The organism is Streptomyces albicerus (assembly GCF_008905045.1).
GTDB classification, from domain to species: Bacteria; Actinomycetota; Actinomycetes; order Streptomycetales; family Streptomycetaceae; genus Streptomyces; species Streptomyces albicerus.
On the sequence record NZ_VWMY01000053.1, the window covers coordinates 36,439 to 57,284 of the forward strand.

The window sequence follows — 20,846 nt, forward strand, 5'->3', positions numbered from 1 at the left end:
GCTCGCGCGCGGATCAGCGCACGGTGCCCAGGAAACGCACGTGGGGCCGGTCGTCGGAGCCGTTCCGCGTGACGGAGGCGCGGACTCCGTACACCTCGGCGATGAGTTCCTCCGTGAGGATGTCGCCCGGACTGCCGCAGGCCACCACGCGACCCTCGCGCAGGACGACGAGTCGGTCGCAGTACATCGCCGCGAGGTTGAGGTCGTGCAGCGCGACGACGCTGGTGACGGGGAGCGAGGTGACGAGGGCCAGCAGGTCGAGCTGGTGCTGGATGTCGAGGTGGTTGGTCGGTTCGTCCAGGAGGAGTTCGCGGGGCTCCTGAGCGAGCGCGCGGGCGATCTGCACGCGTTGGCGCTCGCCGCCGGAGAGCGTGTGCCAGGACTGGTGGGCGCGGTCGGTGAGGCCCGTGTGGTCGAGAGCGCCGCGTACGACTTCCTCGTCGGTCGCGGACGCGGGGGTCCAGGCGCGGCGATGGGGGATGCGGCCGAGGCGTACGACGTCCAGGACGGTCAACTCAACCTGGGTGTCCGCCTGTTGCTCGACCACGGCGATACGGCGGGCGATGTCGCGGTGGCCCAGTTCGGCGAGGGGGCTGCCGTCGAGGGTGACGACGCCCGAGGCGGGGGTGAGGACGCCGGCGAGCAGACGCAGGAGGGTGGACTTGCCGGAGCCGTTCGGGCCGAGGAGGCCGACGGTGGTGCCGGGGGCGGGGGTGATGCTGACGCCGTCGAGGATGAGGCGGCCGTCGGCGGTGCGGGTGACACGGTCGGCGCGGAGGCCCTCGTTCGGCTCGTGCCGCGTATGCGTCGCGCCCTCGGTTTTCATCGCGTCCTCCGCGTCCGGTACAGCACCAGTACGAACACCGGCACTCCGATCAGCGAGGTCACCACGCCCACCGGCACCTCCTGGGGATCGAGGACAGTACGGGCCAGGGTGTCCACCCACACCAGGAACACCGCGCCGGCGAGGGCGGCGACCGGCAGCAGCCGGGCGTGCCCGGAACCCACCAACGCCCGGGCGGCGTGCGGCAGGACGAGGCCGACGAAGCCGATCGCGCCCGCCGAGCTGACCAGCGCGGCGGTCAGCAGCGCCGTGGCGCAGAGCAGCACCAGGCGCGTACGCGCCACGGAGACCCCGAGGGTCGCGGCGGCTTCCTGGCCGAAGGCGAAAGCGTCGAGCGTGCGCGCGTACCCGAGGCACACCAGCAGCGTGACTGTGAGCACCGCCAGGCAGACCCAGACGTCGGTCCAGCCGACCCCGCCGAGTGAGCCGAGCAGCCAGAACAGCACTCCGCGGGTGGTCTCGGCGTCGGCGGCGGTCATCACGACGAAGGAGGTGAGGGCGGAGAAGAGCTGCATCGCGGCGACTCCGCTCAGCACCACGCGGTCCGTCGTGCCGCCGAGGGTGTGACTGAGCAGCAGGACCAGCCCGAACGAGACGAGCGCGCCGAGGAACGCGCCCGCGGAGACCGACACCAGACCGCCGCCGGCTCCGAGGACGACCACGGCGACCGCGCCCGTCGAGGCGCCCGAGGACACGCCGAGGACGAACGGGTCCGCGAGCGGGTTGCGCAGCAGGGACTGCATCACCGCGCCGCACACGGCGAGTCCGGCCCCGCAGACGGCGGCGAGGAGCGTCCGCGGCAGTCGCAGCTGCCAGACGATCCCGTCCCGTATCGGGGTCAACTCCGAGCTCCCCCAGCCGAGATGGGACGCGACCACGGACCAGACGTCACCGACCCGGATGTCCGCCGGACCGATGGTGATCGCGACGGCGACCGACGCGCAGAGCAGTGCGACACCGGCCGCGGAGAGCAGTGACAGGCGCAGCCGCGTCACCCCGTGAGCCCGAACTCCCGTAGGGCCGAGGCGACTTGCTCGACGCCCTCGACCGTGCGGATGGTCGGGTTCATGGCCTGACCGCTGAGCAGGACGTACCGCTTCTTCTTGACGGCCGTCATGTTCCTGGTGACCGGGTCCGACTCCAGGAACTCGATCTTCTTCTCGGCGGACTCGGCGGTCTGCGACTTTCGGGTCAGGTCGCCGATGACGAGGACGTCGGGGTCGCGGTCGGCGACCGTCTCCCAGTTGATCTGGGGCCACTCCTCGTGCGTGTCGTCGAAGACGTTCTTCGCGCCGAGGGCCCGGGTGATGACGCCTGGCGCGCCGCAACAGCCCGCCATGTAGGGCGAGTCGGAGTTGGCGAACCAGTACAGGAGGGTGACGTCCGACGCGTCGATCCCCGAAGTGGCCTTCCGCATACGCTGCTCGAGCTCGGCGACGAGCTTCTCGCCCCTCTCCTCCACGCCGAACACCTCGGCGAGGTCGCGTACTTCGCCGTAGATGGCGTCGATGTCGAGGGCGGTCTTCCGCGCTCCGTCGCCGTCTCCGGAGTTGTCCTTGCCGGCACAGTCGGAGGGTGAGACGTACGCGGGCACGCCGAGCTTCTCGAACTGCTCCCGGGTGGCGACGCCGCCCTTGCCGAGCGTGGACACGAACGAGGCGGCCACGAAGTCGGGGTCGGCGTCCAGGACCCGTTCGAAGGAGGGGTTGTTGTCGGCGATCCGCTCCACCTTCGCGTTCGCCTTCTCCAGGCCCTTCATCACCGGGTCGGTCCAGGTGGCGGTGCCTGCCATACGGTCGACGAGGCCCAGCGAGAGCATGATCTCGGTGGTGCCCTGGTTGAGCGAGACGGCCCGCCGGGGCGGGGACTCGACGCGTACGGTGCGGCCGCAGTTGTCGAGGCTGACAGCGGCTCCGGAGTCCGACTCGGACGAGCCTGTCGAACCGCAGCCGGCCAACAGGAGAGCCCCGGAAAGGAGCAGGGCGGCAGGGCGGGCAAGACGTGCGATGGGCACGGGAGTTCCTCGGGCGTCGAGGGCTCGAACGCGGAGCCCGGTCGTACGGTGCTCCCCCGCCGCGCGTGACCGCGGGGGCCGCCAGCAGGTCTTCGGACTCGGGTTCACCCGGACGAGGCGCCTTCCCGGACCGTCGTGTCGGTCCAGTGGCCGATGCCCCGCCCGTCACCCTCACCGCTGCGCGTCAGCTCCGGATTCCCACCGGATTCCCTGACCCACGTACATGGGTTCGACTGGCCTCGGCAAGCTATCACGTACCGGATCACGGCCGTCGCGGGCCGTCCCCGCGGGACACGGCCCCGCTCCCTCCGGTCCGCCTCCGGGAATCACCGTGCGCCGCCCGCTGTTGCCCGGCTGAACACCTCTTGCAGCCACTCCAAGGAGGCCGACCGTGTACGGCGACCCGGCAACGATCCGCAAGATCCTGACCGAGCTCGGCGACACCTGGGCGATCGTCGGCCTGTCGTCGAATGAGCGGCGTGCCGCGTACGGCGTCGCCGGCGTCCTCCAGCGCTTCGGCAAGCGCATCGTGCCCGTGCACCCGAAGGCCGAGACGGTCCACGGCGAAAAGGGATACGCCTCTCTGGAAGAGATCCCCTTCGAAGTCGACGTCGTCGATGTCTTCGTCAACAGCGACCTCGCCGGGCCCGTCGCCGACGAGGCCGTCACCATCGGCGCCAAGGCCGTCTGGTTCCAGCTCGGCGTCATCGACGAGGCGGCGTACGAGCGCACCCGCGCGGCCGGCCTCGACATGGTCATGGACCGCTGCCCGGCGATCGAGATCAACTCTCTGCGTTAGGGCCTGTCCGGCGTATCAGGTCGGAGACGCGGGGTCTGGCGCGCATGCGTCAGAGACGCCGGGTCCGGCACGCATATGTACGGGCGGAGAACCGTGGTGTGATGACGCTGTGAGCCGTGCTGCCGAAGAGACCAACCGCCGCATGCTTCGGGCGCGGGACGCGATGGACCGCTCCTACGCGAAGCCGCTGGACGTCCCGGCCCTGGCCCGGATCGCCCATGTGTCGCAGGCGCACTTCACGCGCACCTTCCGGGCCACGTTCGGCGAGACACCGCACCGCTATCTGCAGCGCCGCCGGGTCGAGCGTGCGATGTTCCTGCTGCGGGAGACCGACCGCAGCGTGACGGCCATCTGCTTCGAAGTCGGCTTCGGCAGCCCGGGAACCTTCAGTCGCACGTTCCATGACATCGTCGGCCGCTCACCCAGGACGTACCGCAAGGAAGCCCGGCAGGCCGCGGCCACGAACGTACCGACGTGCTTCACGATGGCGTGGATGCGGCCGAGCGCCTGACCGTCCGCGCTGCCTGGAGCGTCCGTCGACTGAGCAGTTTTGGATAAGTTTTTCGTCCGGCCGGCTCGGTAGCGTGATGCACATGTTCACCGCTATCACGCACTCGCAGATTTATGTCCTCGACCAGGACGAGGCTCTCGACTTCTACGTCGGCAAGCTCGGCCTGGAGGTCAACTCCGACGCCGACCTGGGCTTCATGCGCTGGCTGACCGTCAGCGTCCCCGGTCACCCGGAGCGCCAGATCCTGCTGGAGAAGCCCGGGCCTCCGGCGATGTCCGAGGAAACGGCCCAGCAGGTCCGCGAGCTGCTCACCAAGGGCGCCACGGGTGGCCATCTCATCTTCAGCACCGACGACTGCCGCAAGACGTACGAGACGCTGCGCGGCAAGGGCGTCGAGTTCACCGAGGAGCCCACCGAGCGCCCGTACGGCATCGACTGCGGCCTCCGCGACCCCTTCGGCAACAGCATCCGCTTCACCCAGCCGAAGGACTAAGGACTAAGGACTCAGGACTGTTCGAAGATCTTGAGCTGATTGATCGTTCGCTCGAACTCAATCCTGCGGGATCCAGTAGGCCTCCCGCGCCCTGTCGAAGTCAGTGGGCCGACCGCTTTGGCTGCTATGCCGCCTGCGGTCGGCCCACTGGTGCCCGCGCCCGGGAACGGCGCCCGGGATTCGTGTGCCGGATCGGCCTCCGCCGCAGGCCACGGTGATTGCGGACGTGAACATCGCCTCGGTGATCTCGACCATCGGCACGCTCCGCGCAGGCGGCGTCACCGACCGCGCCCATCGCCACATGACCACCGACGGTGACCACCGACGGTGACCACCGACCAGTGCCTCCGCGGATGATCCGCGCCAGCCGTCGGCCCTGTTCATCACCGATCTGGCGTATGCGTACGCGTGCTGCCACCGAGGCAGCCTGACCGTGACACACGCCCGGATCCCCGTCAGCACTGGCCGCCACGCCACGACGAGGCAGACGTCGACGACACGGCACCAGACTTTAACCGTTCCTTTTCTTGAACCATTCGCGTTTATGGCTGTAGGTTCTGCGCCATGACTGCACCCCAGACCCCGACCACCGCCGAGGAGCTGCGCGGTGCCGGCCTGCGGGTGACGGCCGCTCGCGTCGCGCTGCTCGAGACCGTCCGGAACGGTGATCACCTCGGCGTCGAGGCGATCGCCTCCGGGGTGCGCGAGCGCGTGGGCCACATCTCCCTCCAGGCCGTGTATGAGGCCCTTCACGCACTCACCACGGCGGGACTCGTACGCCGCCTCGAACCGCCCGGCAGCCCGGCCCGGTTCGAAGGACGCGTCGGGGACAACCACCACCACCTCGTGTGCCGGTCGTGCGGCGCCCTCGCCGACGTCGACTGCGCGGTCGGCCATGCCCCGTGCCTGACCGCGTCCGACGACCGCGGCTTCTCGGTCGACGAGGCCGAGGTCATCTATTGGGGCCTGTGCCCCGACTGTTCCACCGCCCGCAGTTCCTGAGCACGTGATCCACCCAGTTCGGAAGGATTCCCCATGACTGAGAACCATGATGCGATCGTCACAGACCCGAAGCCGGAGGAGGCGGGTGGCTGCCCGGTCGCGCACGGCCGCGCCGCCCACCCGACCCAGGGCGGCGGAAACCGCCAGTGGTGGCCGGAGCGGCTCAACCTGAAGATCCTTGCCAAGAACCCCGCCGTGGCCAACCCCCTCGGCGAGGAGTTCGACTACGCCGAGGCGTTCAAGAACCTCGACCTGGCGGCCGTGAAACAGGACATCGCCGAGGTACTGGCCACCTCGCAGGACTGGTGGCCGGCCGACTTCGGCAACTACGGCCCGCTGATGATCCGTATGGCCTGGCACAGCGCCGGCACCTACCGCGTAAGCGACGGCCGCGGCGGCGCCGGAGCCGGGCAGCAGCGTTTCGCCCCCCTCAACAGCTGGCCGGACAACGGCAACCTGGACAAGGCGCGCCGCCTGCTGTGGCCGGTCAAGAAGAAGTACGGCCAGAGCATCTCCTGGGCCGACCTCATGATCCTCACGGGCAACGTCGCCCTGGAGCAGATGGGCTTCGAGACCTTCGGCTTCGGCGGTGGCCGTGAGGACGTCTGGGAGCCGGAGGAGGACGTCTACTGGGGTCCCGAGACCACCTGGCTCGACGACCAGCGCTACACCGGCGACCGCGAGCTGGAGAACCCCCTCGGCGCCGTCCAGATGGGTCTCATCTACGTCAACCCGGAGGGCCCGAACGGCAACCCGGACCCGATCGCCGCGGCCCGCGACATCCGTGAGACGTTCCGCCGGATGGCGATGAACGACGAGGAGACGGTCGCCCTGATCGCGGGCGGCCACACCTTCGGCAAGACCCACGGCGCGGGCCCGGCGGAGAACGTCGGCAACGACCCCGAGGCCGCTTCGATGGAGGAGCAGGGCCTCGGCTGGAAGAACTCCTTCGGCACCGGCAAGGGTGCGGACGCCATCACCTCCGGGCTGGAGGTCATCTGGACCACCACGCCCACCCAGTGGAGCAACGGGTTCTTCAAGAACCTCTTCGAGTACGAGTACGAGCTCACCCAGAGCCCGGCCGGTGCGAACCAGTGGGTGGCGAAGAACGCCGAGGAGATCATCCCCGACGCGCACGACCCGTCTAAGAAGCGCCTCCCGACGATGCTCACCACCGACCTGTCGCTGCGCTTCGACCCGATCTACGAGCCGATCGCCCGCCGCTTCTACGAGAACCCCGACCAGTTCGCGGACGCCTTCGCCCGCGCCTGGTACAAGCTGACCCACCGCGACATGGGCCCGAAGTCGCTGTACCTCGGCCCGGAGGTCCCGGAGGAGACCCTGCTGTGGCAGGACCCGCTGCCTCAGGCCGAGGGCGAGGTCATCGACGCCGGTGACGTCGCGGCCCTCAAGGCCAAGCTCCTCGACTCGGGCCTGACCGTCTCCCAGCTGGTGTCCACCGCGTGGGCGTCGGCCTCGACCTACCGCGGCAGCGACAAGCGCGGCGGCGCCAATGGCGCACGCATCCGCCTCGAGCCGCAGCGCGGCTGGGAGGCCAACGACCCCGACCAGCTCGGGCAGGTCCTGCGCGTCCTGGAGGGCGTCCAGCAGGAGTTCAGCTCCGGCGCCAAGAAGGTGTCCCTGGCCGACCTGATCGTGCTCGGCGGCGCGGCGGCCGTGGAGAAGGCCGCCAAGGACGCCGGGTACGACGTCGAGGTGCCCTTCACCCCGGGCCGCGTCGACGCGACCGAGGAGCACACCGACGCGGAGTCCTTCGCCGCGCTGGAGCCCACCGCCGACGGCTTCCGCAACTACCAGGGCAAGGGCAACCGCCTGCCGGCCGAGTACCTGCTGCTCGACAAGGCGAACCTGCTGACCCTCAGCGCCCCCGAGCTGACGGCCCTCGTCGGTGGCCTGCGTGTCCTGGGCGCGAACCACCAGCAGTCGTCGCACGGCGTCCTCACCGACACCCCCGGGACGCTGACCAATGACTTCTTCGTCAACCTGCTCGACCTGGGCACGACGTGGAAGTCGACGTCCTCGGACCAGAACACCTTCGAGGGTCGCGACGCCGCCACGGGCGAGGTCAAGTGGACCGGCACCCGTGCCGACCTCGTCTTCGGCTCGAACTCCGAGCTGCGCGCGCTCGCGGAGGTCTACGCGAGCGATGACGCGAAGGAGAAGTTCGTGAAGGACTTCGTCGCGGCGTGGGACAAGGTCATGAACCTGGACCGGTTCGACCTCGTCTGACTCGTCGGACTCGTCTGATCATGACGTCCAGGTCGGTCGGCTCGCGCCGGTCGACCTGGACGTACCGCCCCGGCTGGACTCTCCCGTCCAGCCGGGGCGTGTCGTTTCCAGTACGGGTTTCAGGTACGGGTTTCAGGTACGGGTTTTCAGAAGCTGCGCAGTCAGCAGCCACAGGGTCAGGGCGAGGGCCGCGGCACAGCCCCACAAGGCCCAGCCGTAATCGCCGTCGACCAGGCGGTCCAGCCCATAGCCCGCGAACAGCACGCCGGTCAGCGCGAGATATGTGCCGTCGCGTGTCCACCAGGCCCGCCCGCCGGCCTGCTCGGCCAGCTCCAGGGCGTAGACCTCCACCGGACCGAACTCCTCGGCCGGGGCAGCCCCGGTCGCGGCGAGGTGGAGCCGGGCATCGGTGACCAGTTGCCGCACCCGATTGCGGGGAAGGCCGTGCCTGCCGGACAGCAGGCCACCGAGGTGGCCGAGCCACTGATCGGTATCCGACGCGTCGGCCTCCACAGAGACCGCGGAGTCCGTGCCGTCCGCCTTCTGGACCGGCGCGGTCGCGGCTTTCCGCCGCGTGCGGGCCGAGGACTCCAGCCACCGGCCGAGGAGAGCGAGCAGAACCCCGCCCGCGGCGAACGCCCACGCCGGCAGCCGCCCCACAGGGTCGCGCGGCAGTCCGAGGAAGGCAATGGCACCCGCCACGACCAGGACCAGCGTGCCGACTGCTGCGGCGGCCGCGGCCCTGGCCCGTCCGGCGGCACGCAGCGCGAGGACCGTGCCGGTCGCCACCATCGCGGCCATGACCAGAACGGACCCGGCGACGCTCGCGAAGGTGAGCTCCACCCACCACTCGCCGCGGACCAGCGCCAGCCCCGACCCGACGACCAGCAGGACGACAACGCCGTACACACCTGCGCGCAGATGGTCGGCCGGACGAAGGCCGGCCCAGTCCCGCCCGGCCCGCTCACCGACCGGATCACGCTCACGAGCAACCCGCACGGCGTATTCGTCCGGATCCCCGAAAGCCTCCCGCGGGTGCTCGCCCGTCTCCGCGCAGTACTCGGCGGTCTCTTGGATCACGTCCTCCACCGCGGCCCGGTCCATACCCGGCTGCAGAGCCAGCCGCAGCTCCAGACTCGCCGCCCACTTCTCATGCGTCTCACTGTGCTGTGCGGTCATTCCGTCCCCCTCGTCGATCGGTCCGTCCCCAGCAGGCCGTCCATCAGGACCGAGAACCGGGCCCACTGCGCCCGCTGCTCCCGAAACCTGTCGTGTCCCGCCTCGGTGAGCGCGTAGACCTTGCGCCCCGGACCGCCCTCGCCCGGTTCCCAGGTGGCACTCACCACCCCGTCGCGCTCCATCCGCCCCAGCACCGGATACAGAGCGCCTCCCCGCACCCGTCCGAAGCCCTGCTCGGCCAGGCGCTGCGCCAGCGCGTACCCATGTCCGGGCCCCTCGGCCAGGACCGCGGCGAGAGCGAGTTCGAGAGCTCCCCGCAGCCATCCGGTCTGCCAGTCGGCCGACGCGTCCACCGTCCCACCCCCTAAACAGGATCCGCGAGTACCACGGAACTCGTACTAGTACGAGAATAGACTAGTCCTGTCCGAGAGGGCCGCGCAGCTGTCTCACCGTCACCGCCTCCACAACCTCTACGCATGAGGACTTCTGATGCAGGCTCCGGGTAGACCCTGCGCACTGATCGCCACACACAGTAAGTTCGGTATCACGCGCGCCACACCATTGCCGCGCGCATCGTGGAACCCGGGTGAGGGGGGAACTGTGCGTTCCGGAGAGGAATTCGCCGGCCGCTATGTCCTCAAGGAGGTCATCGGCACAGGGCGAGGCGGCGATGTGTGGCTGGCCCACGACACGGTGGTGGGGCAGGACGTCGCACTGAAACCGGAGCGGATGGAGGGCGATCGTGAGACCGAGGTGCGACGGCTGCTGGGCGAGCCGCGTGCCATGGCCAAGTTCCGCGACCATCCCCACGTCGTGACCCTGTTCGACGTCGTGACCGTGCCGCGGGACGGGGACGCGGCGGAGACGTACTGGTTCATCATGGAGTACGTGTCCGGCGGCGGCCTGGACCGGCAGCCGCAGATGTCTCCCGTGCGGGCGGCCCGCATCGGGGCCCAACTCGCCGACGCGCTCGCCTCCTTGCACGAGGCGGGCATCGTCCACTGCGACGTCAAGCCCGCCAACATCGGCCTCACGCGGCGGGGTTCCGCGAAGCTGCTGGACTTCGGCGCCGCATACCGGGTCGGCGGCACCGAGACCATCACGGCCAACGGCCCGTTCAGTTTCACTCCGGACTACGCCGCCCCCGAGCTGGCCAAGGGGAACGTCCCTCGGCCGGCCTCGGACGTGTTCTGCCTGGCCACCACCCTCTACGCGCTGGTCACCGGCTCGCCGCCGCGCGGCGGCGGGCCCGAGGACGACGAGGACCACAGCGAGCACGGGGACGGGAAGGACACCGAGCGGCTGAGGTACTGGAAGGCCGAGCAGGGCGTCGTCGAGATGGACGCCGCCGCAGTGGGACCGCTGTACCCCGTGCTGACCGCCATGCTGCAGCGCGATCCTCGGCAACGCCCCGACGCCGCCGAGGTGAAGCGGCTCCTGGAGGCCGTCGCCGGACCCGAGTCGGATGGCCCGGGCACCACGGTGAACCAGTCCGCCTGGCGCCCGCGGCGGCGCCGGTCGCTGCTCGCCGCGGTCCTCGGTATCAGCGCCTTACTGGCCTTGGGGCTCGTCGTCATCCCCGATGGCGGCGATGACGGGAAGGCCTCCAACGAATCCGACCGCAGCCGGATCGAGGAGAACGCCTCGAAGGGCAAACCGCGGGCCCTGATCGGCAATCCGCGTACCGCCGACCTGTGCGCCCTGGCCGATCCCGCCGCTCTCGACCGGTTCGGCGACGCCGAAGTGGACGTGGACTACGGGAACTTCGACCGCTGCGACGTGCTGGTCCGCCCCGACGACAAGACCCGGATCGACGTGTCGATCCAGCTCCGCCCGGGCTCGCGGCCCGAGACGTCGGAGTCCGTCAGGACCATCGGGAAGATCGGCATCGTGGAGGAGCAGCCGGAGGACGACGAGTGCGGGCTGCTGCTGGCGCCTGACGGCGGCGCCGACGGCATGGTCGTCGGGATCCGCGTCAACGAGGGCGACGGCTCTGTGGTCGGCGGCAGCGCGGCACTGTGCACGGTCGCCGACTCGGCCGCCCGGAGCGCGGCCGAGGTCCTGAACCGGGGTCCGATCCCCCGTCGTTCCCCGGCCTACCCGGACAACTCGCTGGCCTGGGCGAACGCCTGCAAGCTGCTCGACACCAAAGCGCTGTCCGTCGTTCCCGGCCTCAAGGCCGACGACCCTGACGTCGGCGTCGCGAACTGGAGCTGCGAGTGGTCGAGCGACGTCGACGAACTGGAGACGGAGGTGGGCTTCTTCCGCGATCAGCCCAAGTCCGCGGCGGACGGCACCCCCATCACACTCAGCGGATACGACGCCCTGGTCGAACCGGAGGGCAACGGCGACGAGACCTGCACGGTCTTCGTCGAATACCGCGAGTACGGCGGCCAGAACGCCGAGACCGCCGCCGAGATGCTGCGCCTGCACGTCGGCGGAAAACGGCCCACCGACGAACTCTGCGAGATGGCCACGGAACTCACGACCTCCGCCGCCGCCGAACTGCGCGCGCAGTAGATCCGCGCACAGTAGAGAGGGCGGTGCAGAGAGGGCGGTGGAGCCGTCCTCTCAGTGCTCGGGGGCCGGCCAGGCGGTGTCGTCCTCCATCAGGTCCAGGTCCGGCGGTACGAGCGTCGTGGACTCCACCAGTCCCTTGAGCAGGTTGTGCAGCAGGCTGTTGTCGTTGGGGCGGCCCTGCGACTTGTCGTGCATCAGCGCGTACCTGAAGCCGGTGCGGTCCAGGCGGCGGCGTACGGCCTCGATCCGGTGCTCGACCTTGCGCTCGGTCCAGCCCGCGTCCGGGCGGAGGTAGGTGAGCTGCTTGACGGTCATGGCGTACGTCAAGGGGCGCGGATCCTCCTCGTACAGCAGGTACCGCTGGCCGAGGACCACCAGCAGCAGCCGTTCGTCGTCGTCGAGCGCCCAGGTCTCCGGCCGCACGGTCTCGGCGCGCCTCCGTGACACCGGCCCCTGGTCGTCGTGGCCCGCCACATACAGCTCGACCAGGTGCTCCCGGTAGCCCGAGCCCTTCACGAACAGCGGGGTGTAGCCGGTGGCGAGCGGGATCGGCTCGGTGCTGATGTGCACCATCCGGCCGCGCGGCAGCCGGACGAGCTGCTGCCCGGTGTTGCGCAGCCACCACTGCCCCGCGCGGTACGTCAGCTCGCCGTGCCGCCGGCTCACCCGAAGGTCGTCCACGCCGACACCAAGGTCCACATCCGGCTTCTCGCCGCGCCCGAAACAGACCGTCAGCCCCGACCGGGGCGGGGCGCTGAGATCGCCGGTGACCGTGCGGGCGTGCAGGGTGCCGGGCAGGGCGGGCGCGACACCGCGCGCGAGGCTGGCGGAGAGGGGCATTGCTGGTCTCCTCGGTTCGTGACTTTCTCGGCACTCCTACGGGTGCACTCACCAGGGTGCCCACCCGCTCCGGGACCCCTCCCCAAAGCGGGCGCGTATAAAAGGGGGTGCCCCATCAACGGGGCTCAACGGCGTTGGTAAGCCTACGAGTTGAGGGGTTGCCCGATGAGCACGGACAGGGGCCGGGCCAGCGGCGGCGCCGTGGCGCTGGCGCTGGCGCTGGCGCTGATGGTGGTTCTCACCGGCTGCGGCGGGAGCGGCGGCCAGGACGACGGCTCCGCGGAGGGGGCGGAGCCGTCGTCCACGAGTACGCCGTCGAGGGCGAGCGGCGCGGGAACACCGGCGAAGACGGAGCAGCCGTCCTCGTCGGCGGCTTCCTCGCCCTCTCCCTCGCTCTCTCCCACGAGTGGACGGGCCGCGGCCGACGGCAGCGATGTCGGCGCCTGCTTCGACGGACGCTGCGACATCGCCTTGTCGAAGCCCACGTCCATCAAGGTCGACAGCCGGTTCGGCGTCAGCGTCCTCCGGGTCACGAAGATCACGGCCGATTCCGTGGTGCTGCAGTCCTCGGGCGCCGGCACCTTCCTGAGCGCCTCGGTCGGCGAGGGCGGCACCGGTGGCCTGAATGGCCTCGGCTTCCGTGTGAAGTCCCTCGACGGTGGTACGGCGGTGCTGGAGTTCTTCCCCAAGGGCTGACTCGCCGGCAGGGGCATCCATGGGCAGGTGTTCGAGTGTCACGGACCCTTCTCCGTCGCTCCGGATCACCTCGGCCGAACCTACTGGCCGAGCGGAACCTCGTACGGCGCCTTCACGGGATGTTCGCGGGTCAGTACGCCGGCTTCAACGCTCCTCCAGGAAGTTTCTTGCCGTCCTCCCGTGCCACGCTGCACAGCACCTGGCGGAACCCGGCGTCCCACTCGTCGTCGTTGGTCTGCCAGCCCCACATCTCGTGTCCCTGGCCGCGGGCCCAGTTGATCCCGTACTTCTCCTCGCAGAGCCCTGCCGTGTCCACGCTGTCGCTCGAGCCCTCGCCCGAGGCCCAGGCCCAGCCGACCATCTGCTCGTCGTGCGGCTTGTCGCAGCTCACCAGGGTCTTGGTGTACGTGCCGTCCTCGTCCTCTTCGGCGTTGACGCAGTCACCCGGGCCCAGCTGCGTCGTGTACACCTCGTCGCCGAGCTTGCGGAACTCGCCGAGCGGGCCGCCGAGGGTGGCGTTCTTCAGGAAGAGCAGGCAGGCCGAGGCCGGCGGCTCGCTCTGCCCGGTCTCGGGCGTGAGGACGTACAGCACCGGGTCGGCCATGGTCTTGCGCAGCTCCGCGGTGCGCCGGGTGCACTCGCCGCGTACGGCCTCCGCGTCGGATGCCGGTACGGCGCTGTCGGCCGCCACGGTCGCGATGACCTGACCCTCGGGGTCGTCTTCGATGCAGTCGAGGAGCTTCAGGCCGGGCCGCCCCTTGAACTCCCCGGCCTTCCAGTCGGCCTCGACGCACTGCCCCGGCGTGAGCCCCTCGCGCAGCCCCACCTGCTTGCCGTACGGGTACGCGCTGCGGGTCACGGTCGGGGAGGGAGTCGCGACGGCCTTCACCCTGGCCTCCGGGCTCTTCGCCTCGCCCCCCGCGTCGCGGAACGTGGCAGCGCCCAGCGCGAACCCGCCGCCCCCGACCAGCACGGCGGCGATCGCCAGCAGCACGGGCGTACGCCAGCCCGGCACCCGACGGACGCCGTCCGAAGTGCGCCGAGTGGGGGTGACTGGCTCCTTCCCGGAAGGCACGGAGTGGCCGGGGCCTGTCGCGGTGCCGAGGCCGCCGGAGTCCGCCTCGGATCCGGACTCGGTCCCGGACCCGGGTTCGGTCCCGGCGCCGGGCTCGGTCCCGGCGCCGGGCTCGGTCCCGGACCCGGGCTCGGTCCCGGACCCGGGCTCGGTCCCGGACCCGGGCTCGGTCCCGGACCCGGCGCCGGACCCGGACTCGGCCGGGCCGTCGGAGCGCTCGGAGCCGCCCGGCTTGGGCTCCCCGGAGCCATTGGACCGCCCCGACCCGGAGCCGTCGCTCGCCGAGCCGTCCCCCGATTCGTCCAGCGCGACGTCTGCCCCGGCCGAGCGGGCAGCCGAGGCGGCGACCGAGGCCACGGCCGGAGGCGACACCAGCGCCGGAGCGGACTCCGGTGCCGGCTCCCGGGCAGGGCCCGGCAGCACGGGCAGCGGCGCCCCAGGGGTGCCGGTCACCGCGGCCTCGTCGAGCAGTTCGCCCGCCTGCGTCGCCCGCATACGGTCCGACGGGTCCTTCGCCAGCAGGCCCATGATCACGCGGCTGAGCGGGTCGCTCGCGCGCCGCGGCACGGAAGGCACCGTGTTCAGCGCCGCCAGCAGGGTGGCGTCGAGCGTGTCCCGCTCGAACGGGGCGGTGCCCTCGACGGCGTAGTAGAGCGTGACGCCGAGCGAGAACAGGTCGGATGCGGAAGTCGCCTCGCCGCCGGACAGCCGCTCCGGCGCCACATAGCCCGGGGTGCCGACCACCATGCCGCTCTGGGTGATCCGGGTTTCACGGAGCCGCAGCGAGATGCCGTAGTCCGTGAGCAGGACCCGGCGGTCGGCGGCGCCGGAATGGTCCGGCGCCAGCAGGATGTTGGAGGGCTTCACGTCCCGGTGGATGATGCCGACCCGGTGCCCGGCGGAGAGCGCGTCGAGGGCGGCCGCCCCGATCCTGGCCACCTCGTCGCTCGCCAGCGACCCGCGCTCCTTCACCACGGCGCGCAGATCCCGCGTACCCGGCAGGAACTCCATCACGATCCACGCGCGGTCGTCGTCCTCCACCACGTCGTACACCGTGATCACGTTCGGATGCTCGCGCAGCTGCGCCGCCTTCAGGGCCTCCTTGCGTCCCCGGCCGAAGGGGTCGCCGACGGCTCCGTCCGCTTCGTGCGGTACGTCGATCTCCTTGACCGCGACCTGCGCCCGGAGCTCCTCGTCCTCGGCCAGCCAGACGTTCCCCCCGCCGCCGGAACCCAGCAGCCGCCGCAGCCGGTACCGTCCGGCGATGGCCCGTTCCCGCTCCCCTGCCACCAGCGTTCTCTCCCTCGGCCGCGCTTTCCCGACCAGCCGCCGGTAGCGTTCGCTTCCGGCGACCGAGGACCTCATGCTCACCCAGCCCGCTCGGGAGCCCTCCCGAACCGCGGGCGGACTGGGGGCTCTTCGCCACAGCCGATGCGCTCGCCGATTCGCCTGTCCATGTCGCCGCTCACCGGACGACCAGCGACCGGAACGCATTTCGCACGTCGGACTTGGACTCCGTGACGTACCTGTTCGACGGCGGGGTGTCGGAGTCGCCGTAGGAGAAGTACGAGATGACCGCGGGGCAACTCGAGCCGCTGATCTGGATCGTGCGCTTGGCGACGAGCTTGCCGGTGCGCAACTCGTAGACCTTCACCGGGATCGCGATCTTGTGGAAGCTCACGTACGTCAGGGCACTGGAGTCCCTGTCCCGGTACGGACACGTCTCGACGGAGGTTCCGAAGTCCTCCAGTCCCATGCAGACCACCAGGACGGCGTCGGCGGGGTCCTTGGCCTTCCAGGAGCCGGGGAGCTTGCCGGTGTAGTCGTCGCCGTACGCGTCGTTGTCGCCGTAGAACAGCGCGCGGTTGGTGCCTTTGCCCATGGGCTTGGCGCCGCTGTACTTCGCCGGCTTGGAGCAGTACTCGGGCTGGGTGCCGGTCCCGCCCGCGAGCAGGTCGCGGACATTGGCCAGCTCGATGCTCAGCGTGGCCTTCCTGGCTCCCTTCCGGGCCTTGCCCGCGAGGTCGTCGTCGCCGGGGTACTGGTCGAGCAGCCGCTCGTAGTGCGTCCGGGCCTCCTGCCAGCTGCTGTCCGCCAAGAGGTCGTCACCGCATTCGACGAGCGCGGCGGGCGCGGTCCGCTCGACCGTGTCGGCGGACCGGTCCAGCCCGTCGTGGCTCCGCTTGCGGTCGCGGAGCCAGTCGGTGACGGTGACGGTGTCGCAGGGGTCCTTGGCGGGCAGGCGGCCGAGGAATCCGTTCAAGGTCGCTTCGACCGTCTTCTCGTTGCCGGGTTCCGCGAGGACCGAGGCGAGGGTGTCGAAGCCCTCCTCCAGGGCATCGGTGTTTCCGGTCAGCGCGGTGGTCAGCTCGGTCCGGGCCGTCTTCAGCCGGTTGCACGCCTGTACGGTCTCGTCGCCGCGGGCGGCCAGCGGGGCGTCGGCGATGCGGTGCCCGAACCACACCCTGTCCTGGGCGCTCAACACCTGTGGGCAGTCGCCGCTTTCGCGGGCCTCGGTGACGCTCTGCCCGATCCTGGAGGCGTCGAACCGCAGGAGCCCCACGGCCAGCAGCACCGGCAGCGTGATGCCGAGCGCGAGCAGGCGCTGACCGCGCAGCGCGACCCGGTCGGCACCTCTGCGCGCCAGGAACCACCCGTGGGCGACGACGGCCGCCCACCACAGGAGCAGGGCGACTTCGTACGACGACGAGGCGGTCGACAGCAGCCTGGAGACGAGCACGACGGTGACGGCTACCGCGGCGATGGCGAGCCTGCGCCGCCGCAGCATCAGGTAGCCGGCCCCGAGCAGGGAGGCGTTGCCCAGGGCGACGGCCAGCGGGTCGTGCGCCCTGGCCTCGGGAGGCGCGAATTCCGGCATGGCGGGCACGGCATGCGTCGGGTCACTCATCCTGATCTCCCCCGGTGGCAGAACGGGTCTGACTGCCCGCATTGTTCGGCCCTGCCTCCGGGACCCCTCCCGAGCTTCCTCGGGGTCGCTCAGATCACCAGTTGCGCGGTGCCGATGCGCCCTGCCCGTACGTACGCCGGCCGGCGTCGGACGGCGCCTGGAACAGGGATTCGGGCTCTGCCGGCGGGCTCGCCTGCGGGGCGGCGGCGCGACGGCGGGCCGCAGGTCGGCTCCAGTCGCCGTCCCCCAGCACCAGCAGCGGATCGAACATCACCACCACACCCGCGAGCAGCAGGAAGATGACCGGGCCGATGAGCATGGGGAGCAGGAGCGAGTAGGCGGAGCCGCCCGCCCCGGGTGTGCCGGTCGCGTCGTGCAGGTGCACGCTGACGGCCGCCATGCCCGTGTAGTGCATGCCGGAGACGGCGACGCCCATGACGAGGCTCGCTCCCAGGCTCGTCAGGAAGCCGCGGATCGCGACCGCGGCCCAGAGCGCGGCGGTGGCGGCGACGACGGCGATCACGACGGAGAGGACGACCGTGCGGACGTCGTACTGCAGCTGACCGTTCACGCGAATGGCCGCCATGCCTATGTAGTGCATGGCCGCGACTCCGAGGCCGGTGAAGGTGCCGGCCATGAGCAGTGTCGTCGTGCTCGCGCCGCGATAACCGACGGCGAAGACGCCGAGGCCGACCACGACGATCGCCACGCCGAGGCTGAGAATCGTCAGCCCGACGTCATACCGAATGCGGCTTTCCTCGACCTGGAATCCGATCATGGCGATGAAATGCATCGTCCATATGCCGCAGCCGATCGACGCCGCTCCCAGCGCGAGCCAACCCGGCTTCCACGACTGGTCGTTGCGTAGCGACCTGGTGATGCAGCGCAGTCCCAGAGCGGCTCCGAGGCACGCCATGACGTAGGCCGTCACCGGCGTGACCGCTCCATAACTGAATCCGTCGACCGTTCCTTGCATGTGCCAACATCCCCCCGGAACACGATTGTTGCAGGGGACAGGTGTACGTGCCGTGACCGGACGGGAGCAAGCGGTTTCGGTCGATTCGCAGATAACTGCGTGGCCCATCAACCAATTCAGGTCATCGATAGGATTCTTTCAGCCGGAGTGAACCATTCTGGTGGCGCGATCTCACCGCCGCTTCTCCGACGTCACCGTGAACTGCGCCCCGTCGGGATCCCGAAGCACCGCCTCGACCGAGGACGCGCCTTCCTGGACCGTGCCCCCGTGGGCCAGCGCGGCGCGGACGCAGGCCTCGACGTCGGTGACCGCGAAGTGGACCTGCCAGTGCGGTCGGATCGTGGGATCGGGGGCGGCCTCCACCGCGCCGGAATGGATACGGGCCACCACGTCGCCGTCGCTGCGCAGCACGACGTCGTCCCCGTCGTAGTGGACCTCGCAGCAGCCGGGCTCCGCGGTGGCCCACTCCAGGACCTCGCCGTAGAACATGGCGGCGTCGAAGGCGTCGCGTGTGTGCAGCCGTACGAAGGCGGGGGCGGCCCGGCGCCAGGTCTCCCAGCCGGTGACGAGCTGACCCTCCCAGATGCCGAAGACGGCTCCGTCGCGGTCGGCCAGCAGGGCGGCGCGGCCCGGCGGAAAGGCGATGGGCCCCACCGCTGTCGTACCGCCGCGCTCCTGGCCCCGGGCGACCGCCTCGTCCGCGCTGGCCACGGCGAAGTACGGGGTCCAGGCGACGGCCATCTGCCACATGGAGGCCACGGCGGCGATACCGGCGACCGGCACCCCTTCCGCGTACGCGACCCGGAACCGGTCCATCAGCTTGACCGTCCGGAACCGCCAGCCAAGCACCGCCTGGTAGAAGCCCTCGGCGGCGTCCTGGTCGCGCGCCGTCAGGCTGACCCAGCACGGGGCGCCGACCACCGCATGACTGGAGATGACGTCGCTTCGGAGTGTTGCGTCGCGGTTCATGGCAGTACCGTCCTGAATCGTGCCGACCGGCGTGCTCGGACGTCCGACAGCGTCGGAAGCATCCTCGGGGCCGTGGTTCCATCACCTCCAGCATCGCCCGCATCGGCGTCCCGCGCTCCGCACGCCGCACCCGAGCCGCGCCTGATGACGGGCCGCACCTCGTGCCCCGAGTACCCGGGGGCCGCGGCCGAAACAAGCCGCCAGGGCGGCACGGGCCGCCTCAGTCGTGCGCGGGGCGGTCGCTCAGCCGGTGGTCGGCCAGATTCAGCGCCTCGTCCACGACCCGGCGCAGATGTCCGTCCCGCAGGGAGTAGATCACCCGGCGGCCCTCCTTACGAGTGTTGACGAGCCCCGCGAGACGCAGCCGGGCCAGATGCTGACTGACGGCCGGACGGGCGGCGCCGCACCGCTCCGTCAGCGTCGAGACGTCGGCCTCGTCGTCGGCCAGGGCATGCAGCAGGGCAAGGCGGGTGCGATCCCCCAGAAGGGCGAGCAGCTCCGCGGCGAGGGCGAACTGCTCCTCGCCCGGGGTGCGCGGATGCTCATCGTTCGCAGGTGATAGGTGCATGCGTGCGCTCATACGCACATAATGGCTTCGTGGGCGTCGCCGCGTCCACCGAGCACACCGAGCACACCGGAAACGGGAAACCGGAAAGGGGACCCCTGTGAGCGCCGAGCACGACGGGCACACCCATCAGCACGGGCACGGGCACGGGCACGGGCACGGGCACGGGCACGGGCACGGGCATCATGAGGAAGGGCACGGGAAGGCGCACGGCCGCCGCCTCTCCCACCGCCTCGGCCACCTCTTCACCCCCCACTCCCACGTGACCACCGACAAGGTCGACCCCGCCCTGGAGTCCTCGGCCCGAGGCATCCGCACCCTCTGGATCTCCCTGGCCGCACTCGGCGCGACCGCCGCGGCCCAGGCGGTCGTCGTCGCGGTCTCCGGTTCGGTCGCGCTGCTCGGCGACACCGTGCACAACGCGGCGGACGCACTCACCGCCGTACCGCTCGGCATCGCCTTCGTTCTGGGCAGACGAGCGGCGACGCGCCGGTTCACATACGGCTACGGCCGGGCCGAGGACCTGGCGGGCCTGGTGATCGTGCTGACGATCGCAGCGTCCGCGGTCTTCGCGGGCTGGACCGCGATCGACCGGCTGTTCGCGCCACGCCCCGTCGAGCACATCCCGGTCGTCGCCGCGGCGGCCGTCATCGGCTTCGCGGGCAACGAGTGGGTGGCCCGCTACCGCATCCGCGTCGGCCGCGAGATCGGCTCGGCCGCGCTCGTCGCGGACGGACTGCACGCGCGCACCGACGGGTTCACCTCGCTCGCCGTGCTCCTCGGCGCGGGCGGCGCGGCGCTCGGGTGGCAACTCGCCGACCCGGTGGTCGGGTTGGCGATCACGGCGGCCCTGCTGCTGGTGCTGCGCGACGCCGCGCGCGAGGTCTTCCGCCGGGTCATGGACGCGATCGACCCGGCGCTGGTCGACACGGCCGAGCGGGCGCTGCGCGAGGTGCCGGGCGTGCAGGGGGTCGGCGAGCTGCGGCTGCGCTGGATCGGCCACCGGCTGCGGGCCGAGGTGGCGGTGGTCGTCGACGGCGAGGCGAGCGTGCGGCAGGCCCATGGCATCGCGGTCGAGGCCGAACACGCCTTGCTGCACGCCGTCCCCGGCCTCACCGCCGCCCTGGTCCACGCGGACCCGTCACCCGCGCCGGGCGAGACCGACCCTCATCAGGCTCTGGCCCACCACGCGACGGTCTGAGATT

General features: G+C 70.8%; 19 protein-coding genes and 1 riboswitch. Of the genes, 8 read left to right on the forward strand and 11 right to left on the reverse strand.

The window, feature by feature from the left end; genetic code table 11:
* Nucleotides 1-13 precede the first annotated feature (13 nt).
* From GAS53_RS38240 to GAS53_RS38250, 3 genes are read right to left on the reverse strand one after another with little or no spacing between them, the layout of a single operon-like run.
* Nucleotides 14-826, reverse strand: a complete 813-nt coding sequence (locus GAS53_RS38240; protein WP_151482376.1) for an ABC transporter ATP-binding protein — start codon at nucleotides 824-826, stop codon at nucleotides 14-16.
* Nucleotides 823-1,839, reverse strand: a complete 1,017-nt coding sequence (locus GAS53_RS38245; protein WP_151482377.1) for a FecCD family ABC transporter permease — start codon at nucleotides 1,837-1,839, stop codon at nucleotides 823-825. The genes GAS53_RS38240 and GAS53_RS38245 overlap by 4 nt, the downstream gene beginning before the upstream one ends.
* On the reverse strand, nucleotides 1,836-2,858 hold the full coding sequence (locus GAS53_RS38250; RefSeq protein ID WP_151482378.1) for an ABC transporter substrate-binding protein: 1,023 nt from the start codon (nucleotides 2,856-2,858) through the stop codon (nucleotides 1,836-1,838). The genes GAS53_RS38245 and GAS53_RS38250 overlap by 4 nt, the downstream gene beginning before the upstream one ends.
* Nucleotides 2,859-2,924: 66 nt before the next feature.
* Nucleotides 2,925-3,111, reverse strand: a riboswitch (cobalamin riboswitch).
* Between the two features lie 138 nt (nucleotides 3,112-3,249).
* On the opposite strand from GAS53_RS38250, the gene GAS53_RS38255 reads away from it, so the two are divergent.
* From GAS53_RS38255 to katG, 5 genes are all read left to right on the forward strand, one after another.
* On the forward strand, nucleotides 3,250-3,657 hold the full coding sequence (locus GAS53_RS38255) for a CoA-binding protein (protein WP_151482379.1): 408 nt from the start codon (nucleotides 3,250-3,252) through the stop codon (nucleotides 3,655-3,657).
* Between the two features lie 109 nt (nucleotides 3,658-3,766).
* On the forward strand, nucleotides 3,767-4,168 hold the full coding sequence (locus GAS53_RS38260) for a helix-turn-helix domain-containing protein (RefSeq protein WP_192583461.1): 402 nt from the start codon (nucleotides 3,767-3,769) through the stop codon (nucleotides 4,166-4,168).
* A gap of 82 nt (nucleotides 4,169-4,250) precedes the next feature.
* Nucleotides 4,251-4,661 carry a VOC family protein gene (locus GAS53_RS38265; protein WP_151482380.1) on the forward strand — a complete coding sequence of 137 codons (411 nt, stop codon included), beginning with the start codon at nucleotides 4,251-4,253 and terminating at the stop codon, nucleotides 4,659-4,661.
* A gap of 564 nt (nucleotides 4,662-5,225) precedes the next feature.
* On the forward strand, nucleotides 5,226-5,663 hold the full coding sequence (locus tag GAS53_RS38270) for a Fur family transcriptional regulator (protein WP_151482381.1): 438 nt from the start codon (nucleotides 5,226-5,228) through the stop codon (nucleotides 5,661-5,663).
* Nucleotides 5,664-5,696: 33 nt separating this feature from the next.
* Nucleotides 5,697-7,913 (forward strand): catalase/peroxidase HPI, encoded by a 2,217-nt coding sequence (gene katG / locus GAS53_RS38275; RefSeq protein ID WP_151482382.1) that lies wholly within the window; start codon nucleotides 5,697-5,699, stop codon nucleotides 7,911-7,913.
* Nucleotides 7,914-8,045: 132 nt separating this feature from the next.
* On the opposite strand, the gene GAS53_RS38280 is transcribed toward katG, so the two are convergent.
* Nucleotides 8,046-9,092 (reverse strand): hypothetical protein, encoded by a 1,047-nt coding sequence (locus tag GAS53_RS38280; RefSeq protein WP_151482383.1) that lies wholly within the window; start codon nucleotides 9,090-9,092, stop codon nucleotides 8,046-8,048.
* Nucleotides 9,089-9,445: a PadR family transcriptional regulator gene (locus tag GAS53_RS38285; RefSeq protein WP_151482384.1), complete on the reverse strand. Its 357-nt coding sequence runs from the start codon at nucleotides 9,443-9,445 to the stop codon at nucleotides 9,089-9,091. The genes GAS53_RS38280 and GAS53_RS38285 overlap by 4 nt, the downstream gene beginning before the upstream one ends.
* Before the next feature lie 247 nt (nucleotides 9,446-9,692).
* Between GAS53_RS38285 and GAS53_RS38290 the strand changes: the two genes are divergently transcribed.
* Entirely contained in the window at nucleotides 9,693-11,612 is a 1,920-nt protein-coding gene (locus GAS53_RS38290) for a serine/threonine-protein kinase (protein WP_151482385.1), read from the forward strand.
* Between the two features lie 51 nt (nucleotides 11,613-11,663).
* Here GAS53_RS38290 and GAS53_RS38295 read toward each other — a convergent pair whose 3' ends face one another.
* Nucleotides 11,664-12,452, reverse strand: a complete 789-nt coding sequence (locus tag GAS53_RS38295) for an FHA domain-containing protein (protein WP_151482386.1) — start codon at nucleotides 12,450-12,452, stop codon at nucleotides 11,664-11,666.
* A 165-nt stretch (nucleotides 12,453-12,617) separates the two neighbouring features.
* On the opposite strand from GAS53_RS38295, the gene GAS53_RS38300 reads away from it, so the two are divergent.
* Nucleotides 12,618-13,148, forward strand: coding sequence for a hypothetical protein (locus tag GAS53_RS38300; RefSeq protein WP_151482387.1), 531 nt, complete (start codon nucleotides 12,618-12,620; stop codon nucleotides 13,146-13,148).
* A gap of 130 nt (nucleotides 13,149-13,278) precedes the next feature.
* Here GAS53_RS38300 and GAS53_RS56925 read toward each other — a convergent pair whose 3' ends face one another.
* The 5 genes from GAS53_RS56925 to GAS53_RS38335 form a co-directional block, all read right to left on the reverse strand.
* On the reverse strand, nucleotides 13,279-15,513 hold the full coding sequence (locus GAS53_RS56925) for a protein kinase domain-containing protein (RefSeq protein ID WP_225859351.1): 2,235 nt from the start codon (nucleotides 15,511-15,513) through the stop codon (nucleotides 13,279-13,281).
* Nucleotides 15,514-15,688: 175 nt separating this feature from the next.
* A complete protein-coding gene (locus GAS53_RS38320) occupies nucleotides 15,689-17,131 on the reverse strand; it encodes a hypothetical protein (protein ID WP_151482388.1) in 1,443 nt (480 codons plus the stop codon).
* Nucleotides 17,132-17,225: 94 nt separating this feature from the next.
* Nucleotides 17,226-18,107 (reverse strand): MHYT domain-containing protein, encoded by an 882-nt coding sequence (locus tag GAS53_RS38325; protein ID WP_151482389.1) that lies wholly within the window; start codon nucleotides 18,105-18,107, stop codon nucleotides 17,226-17,228.
* A gap of 171 nt (nucleotides 18,108-18,278) precedes the next feature.
* A complete protein-coding gene (locus GAS53_RS38330) occupies nucleotides 18,279-19,076 on the reverse strand; it encodes a VOC family protein (RefSeq protein ID WP_151482390.1) in 798 nt (265 codons plus the stop codon).
* Nucleotides 19,077-19,296: 220 nt separating this feature from the next.
* Nucleotides 19,297-19,656, reverse strand: a complete 360-nt coding sequence (locus GAS53_RS38335) for an ArsR/SmtB family transcription factor (RefSeq protein ID WP_192583462.1) — start codon at nucleotides 19,654-19,656, stop codon at nucleotides 19,297-19,299.
* A gap of 85 nt (nucleotides 19,657-19,741) precedes the next feature.
* Between GAS53_RS38335 and GAS53_RS38340 the strand changes: the two genes are divergently transcribed.
* A complete protein-coding gene (locus GAS53_RS38340) occupies nucleotides 19,742-20,842 on the forward strand; it encodes a cation diffusion facilitator family transporter (protein ID WP_151482391.1) in 1,101 nt (366 codons plus the stop codon).
* Nucleotides 20,843-20,846: the final 4 nt, after the last annotated feature.

Bases quoted from the DNA above. Each gene is read 5' to 3' on its own strand.
- GAS53_RS38280 (WP_151482383.1), bottom strand. From the start codon at position 9,092: ATGACCGCACAGCACAGTGAGACGCATGAGAAGTGGGCGGCGAGTCTG.
- GAS53_RS38325 (WP_151482389.1), bottom strand. From the start codon at position 18,107: ATGCAAGGAACGGTCGACGGATTCAGTTATGGAGCGGTCACGCCGGTG.
- katG (WP_151482382.1), top strand. From the start codon at position 5,697: ATGACTGAGAACCATGATGCGATCGTCACAGACCCGAAGCCGGAGGAG.
- GAS53_RS38320 (WP_151482388.1), bottom strand. From the start codon at position 17,131: ATGAGTGACCCGACGCATGCCGTGCCCGCCATGCCGGAATTCGCGCCT.
- GAS53_RS38265 (WP_151482380.1), top strand. From the start codon at position 4,251: ATGTTCACCGCTATCACGCACTCGCAGATTTATGTCCTCGACCAGGAC.
- GAS53_RS38335 (WP_192583462.1), bottom strand. From the start codon at position 19,656: ATGAGCGCACGCATGCACCTATCACCTGCGAACGATGAGCATCCGCGC.
- GAS53_RS38295 (WP_151482386.1), bottom strand. From the start codon at position 12,452: ATGCCCCTCTCCGCCAGCCTCGCGCGCGGTGTCGCGCCCGCCCTGCCC.
- GAS53_RS38270 (WP_151482381.1), top strand. From the start codon at position 5,226: ATGACTGCACCCCAGACCCCGACCACCGCCGAGGAGCTGCGCGGTGCC.
- GAS53_RS38300 (WP_151482387.1), top strand. From the start codon at position 12,618: ATGAGCACGGACAGGGGCCGGGCCAGCGGCGGCGCCGTGGCGCTGGCG.
- GAS53_RS38240 (WP_151482376.1), bottom strand. From the start codon at position 826: ATGAAAACCGAGGGCGCGACGCATACGCGGCACGAGCCGAACGAGGGC.
- GAS53_RS38330 (WP_151482390.1), bottom strand. From the start codon at position 19,076: ATGAACCGCGACGCAACACTCCGAAGCGACGTCATCTCCAGTCATGCG.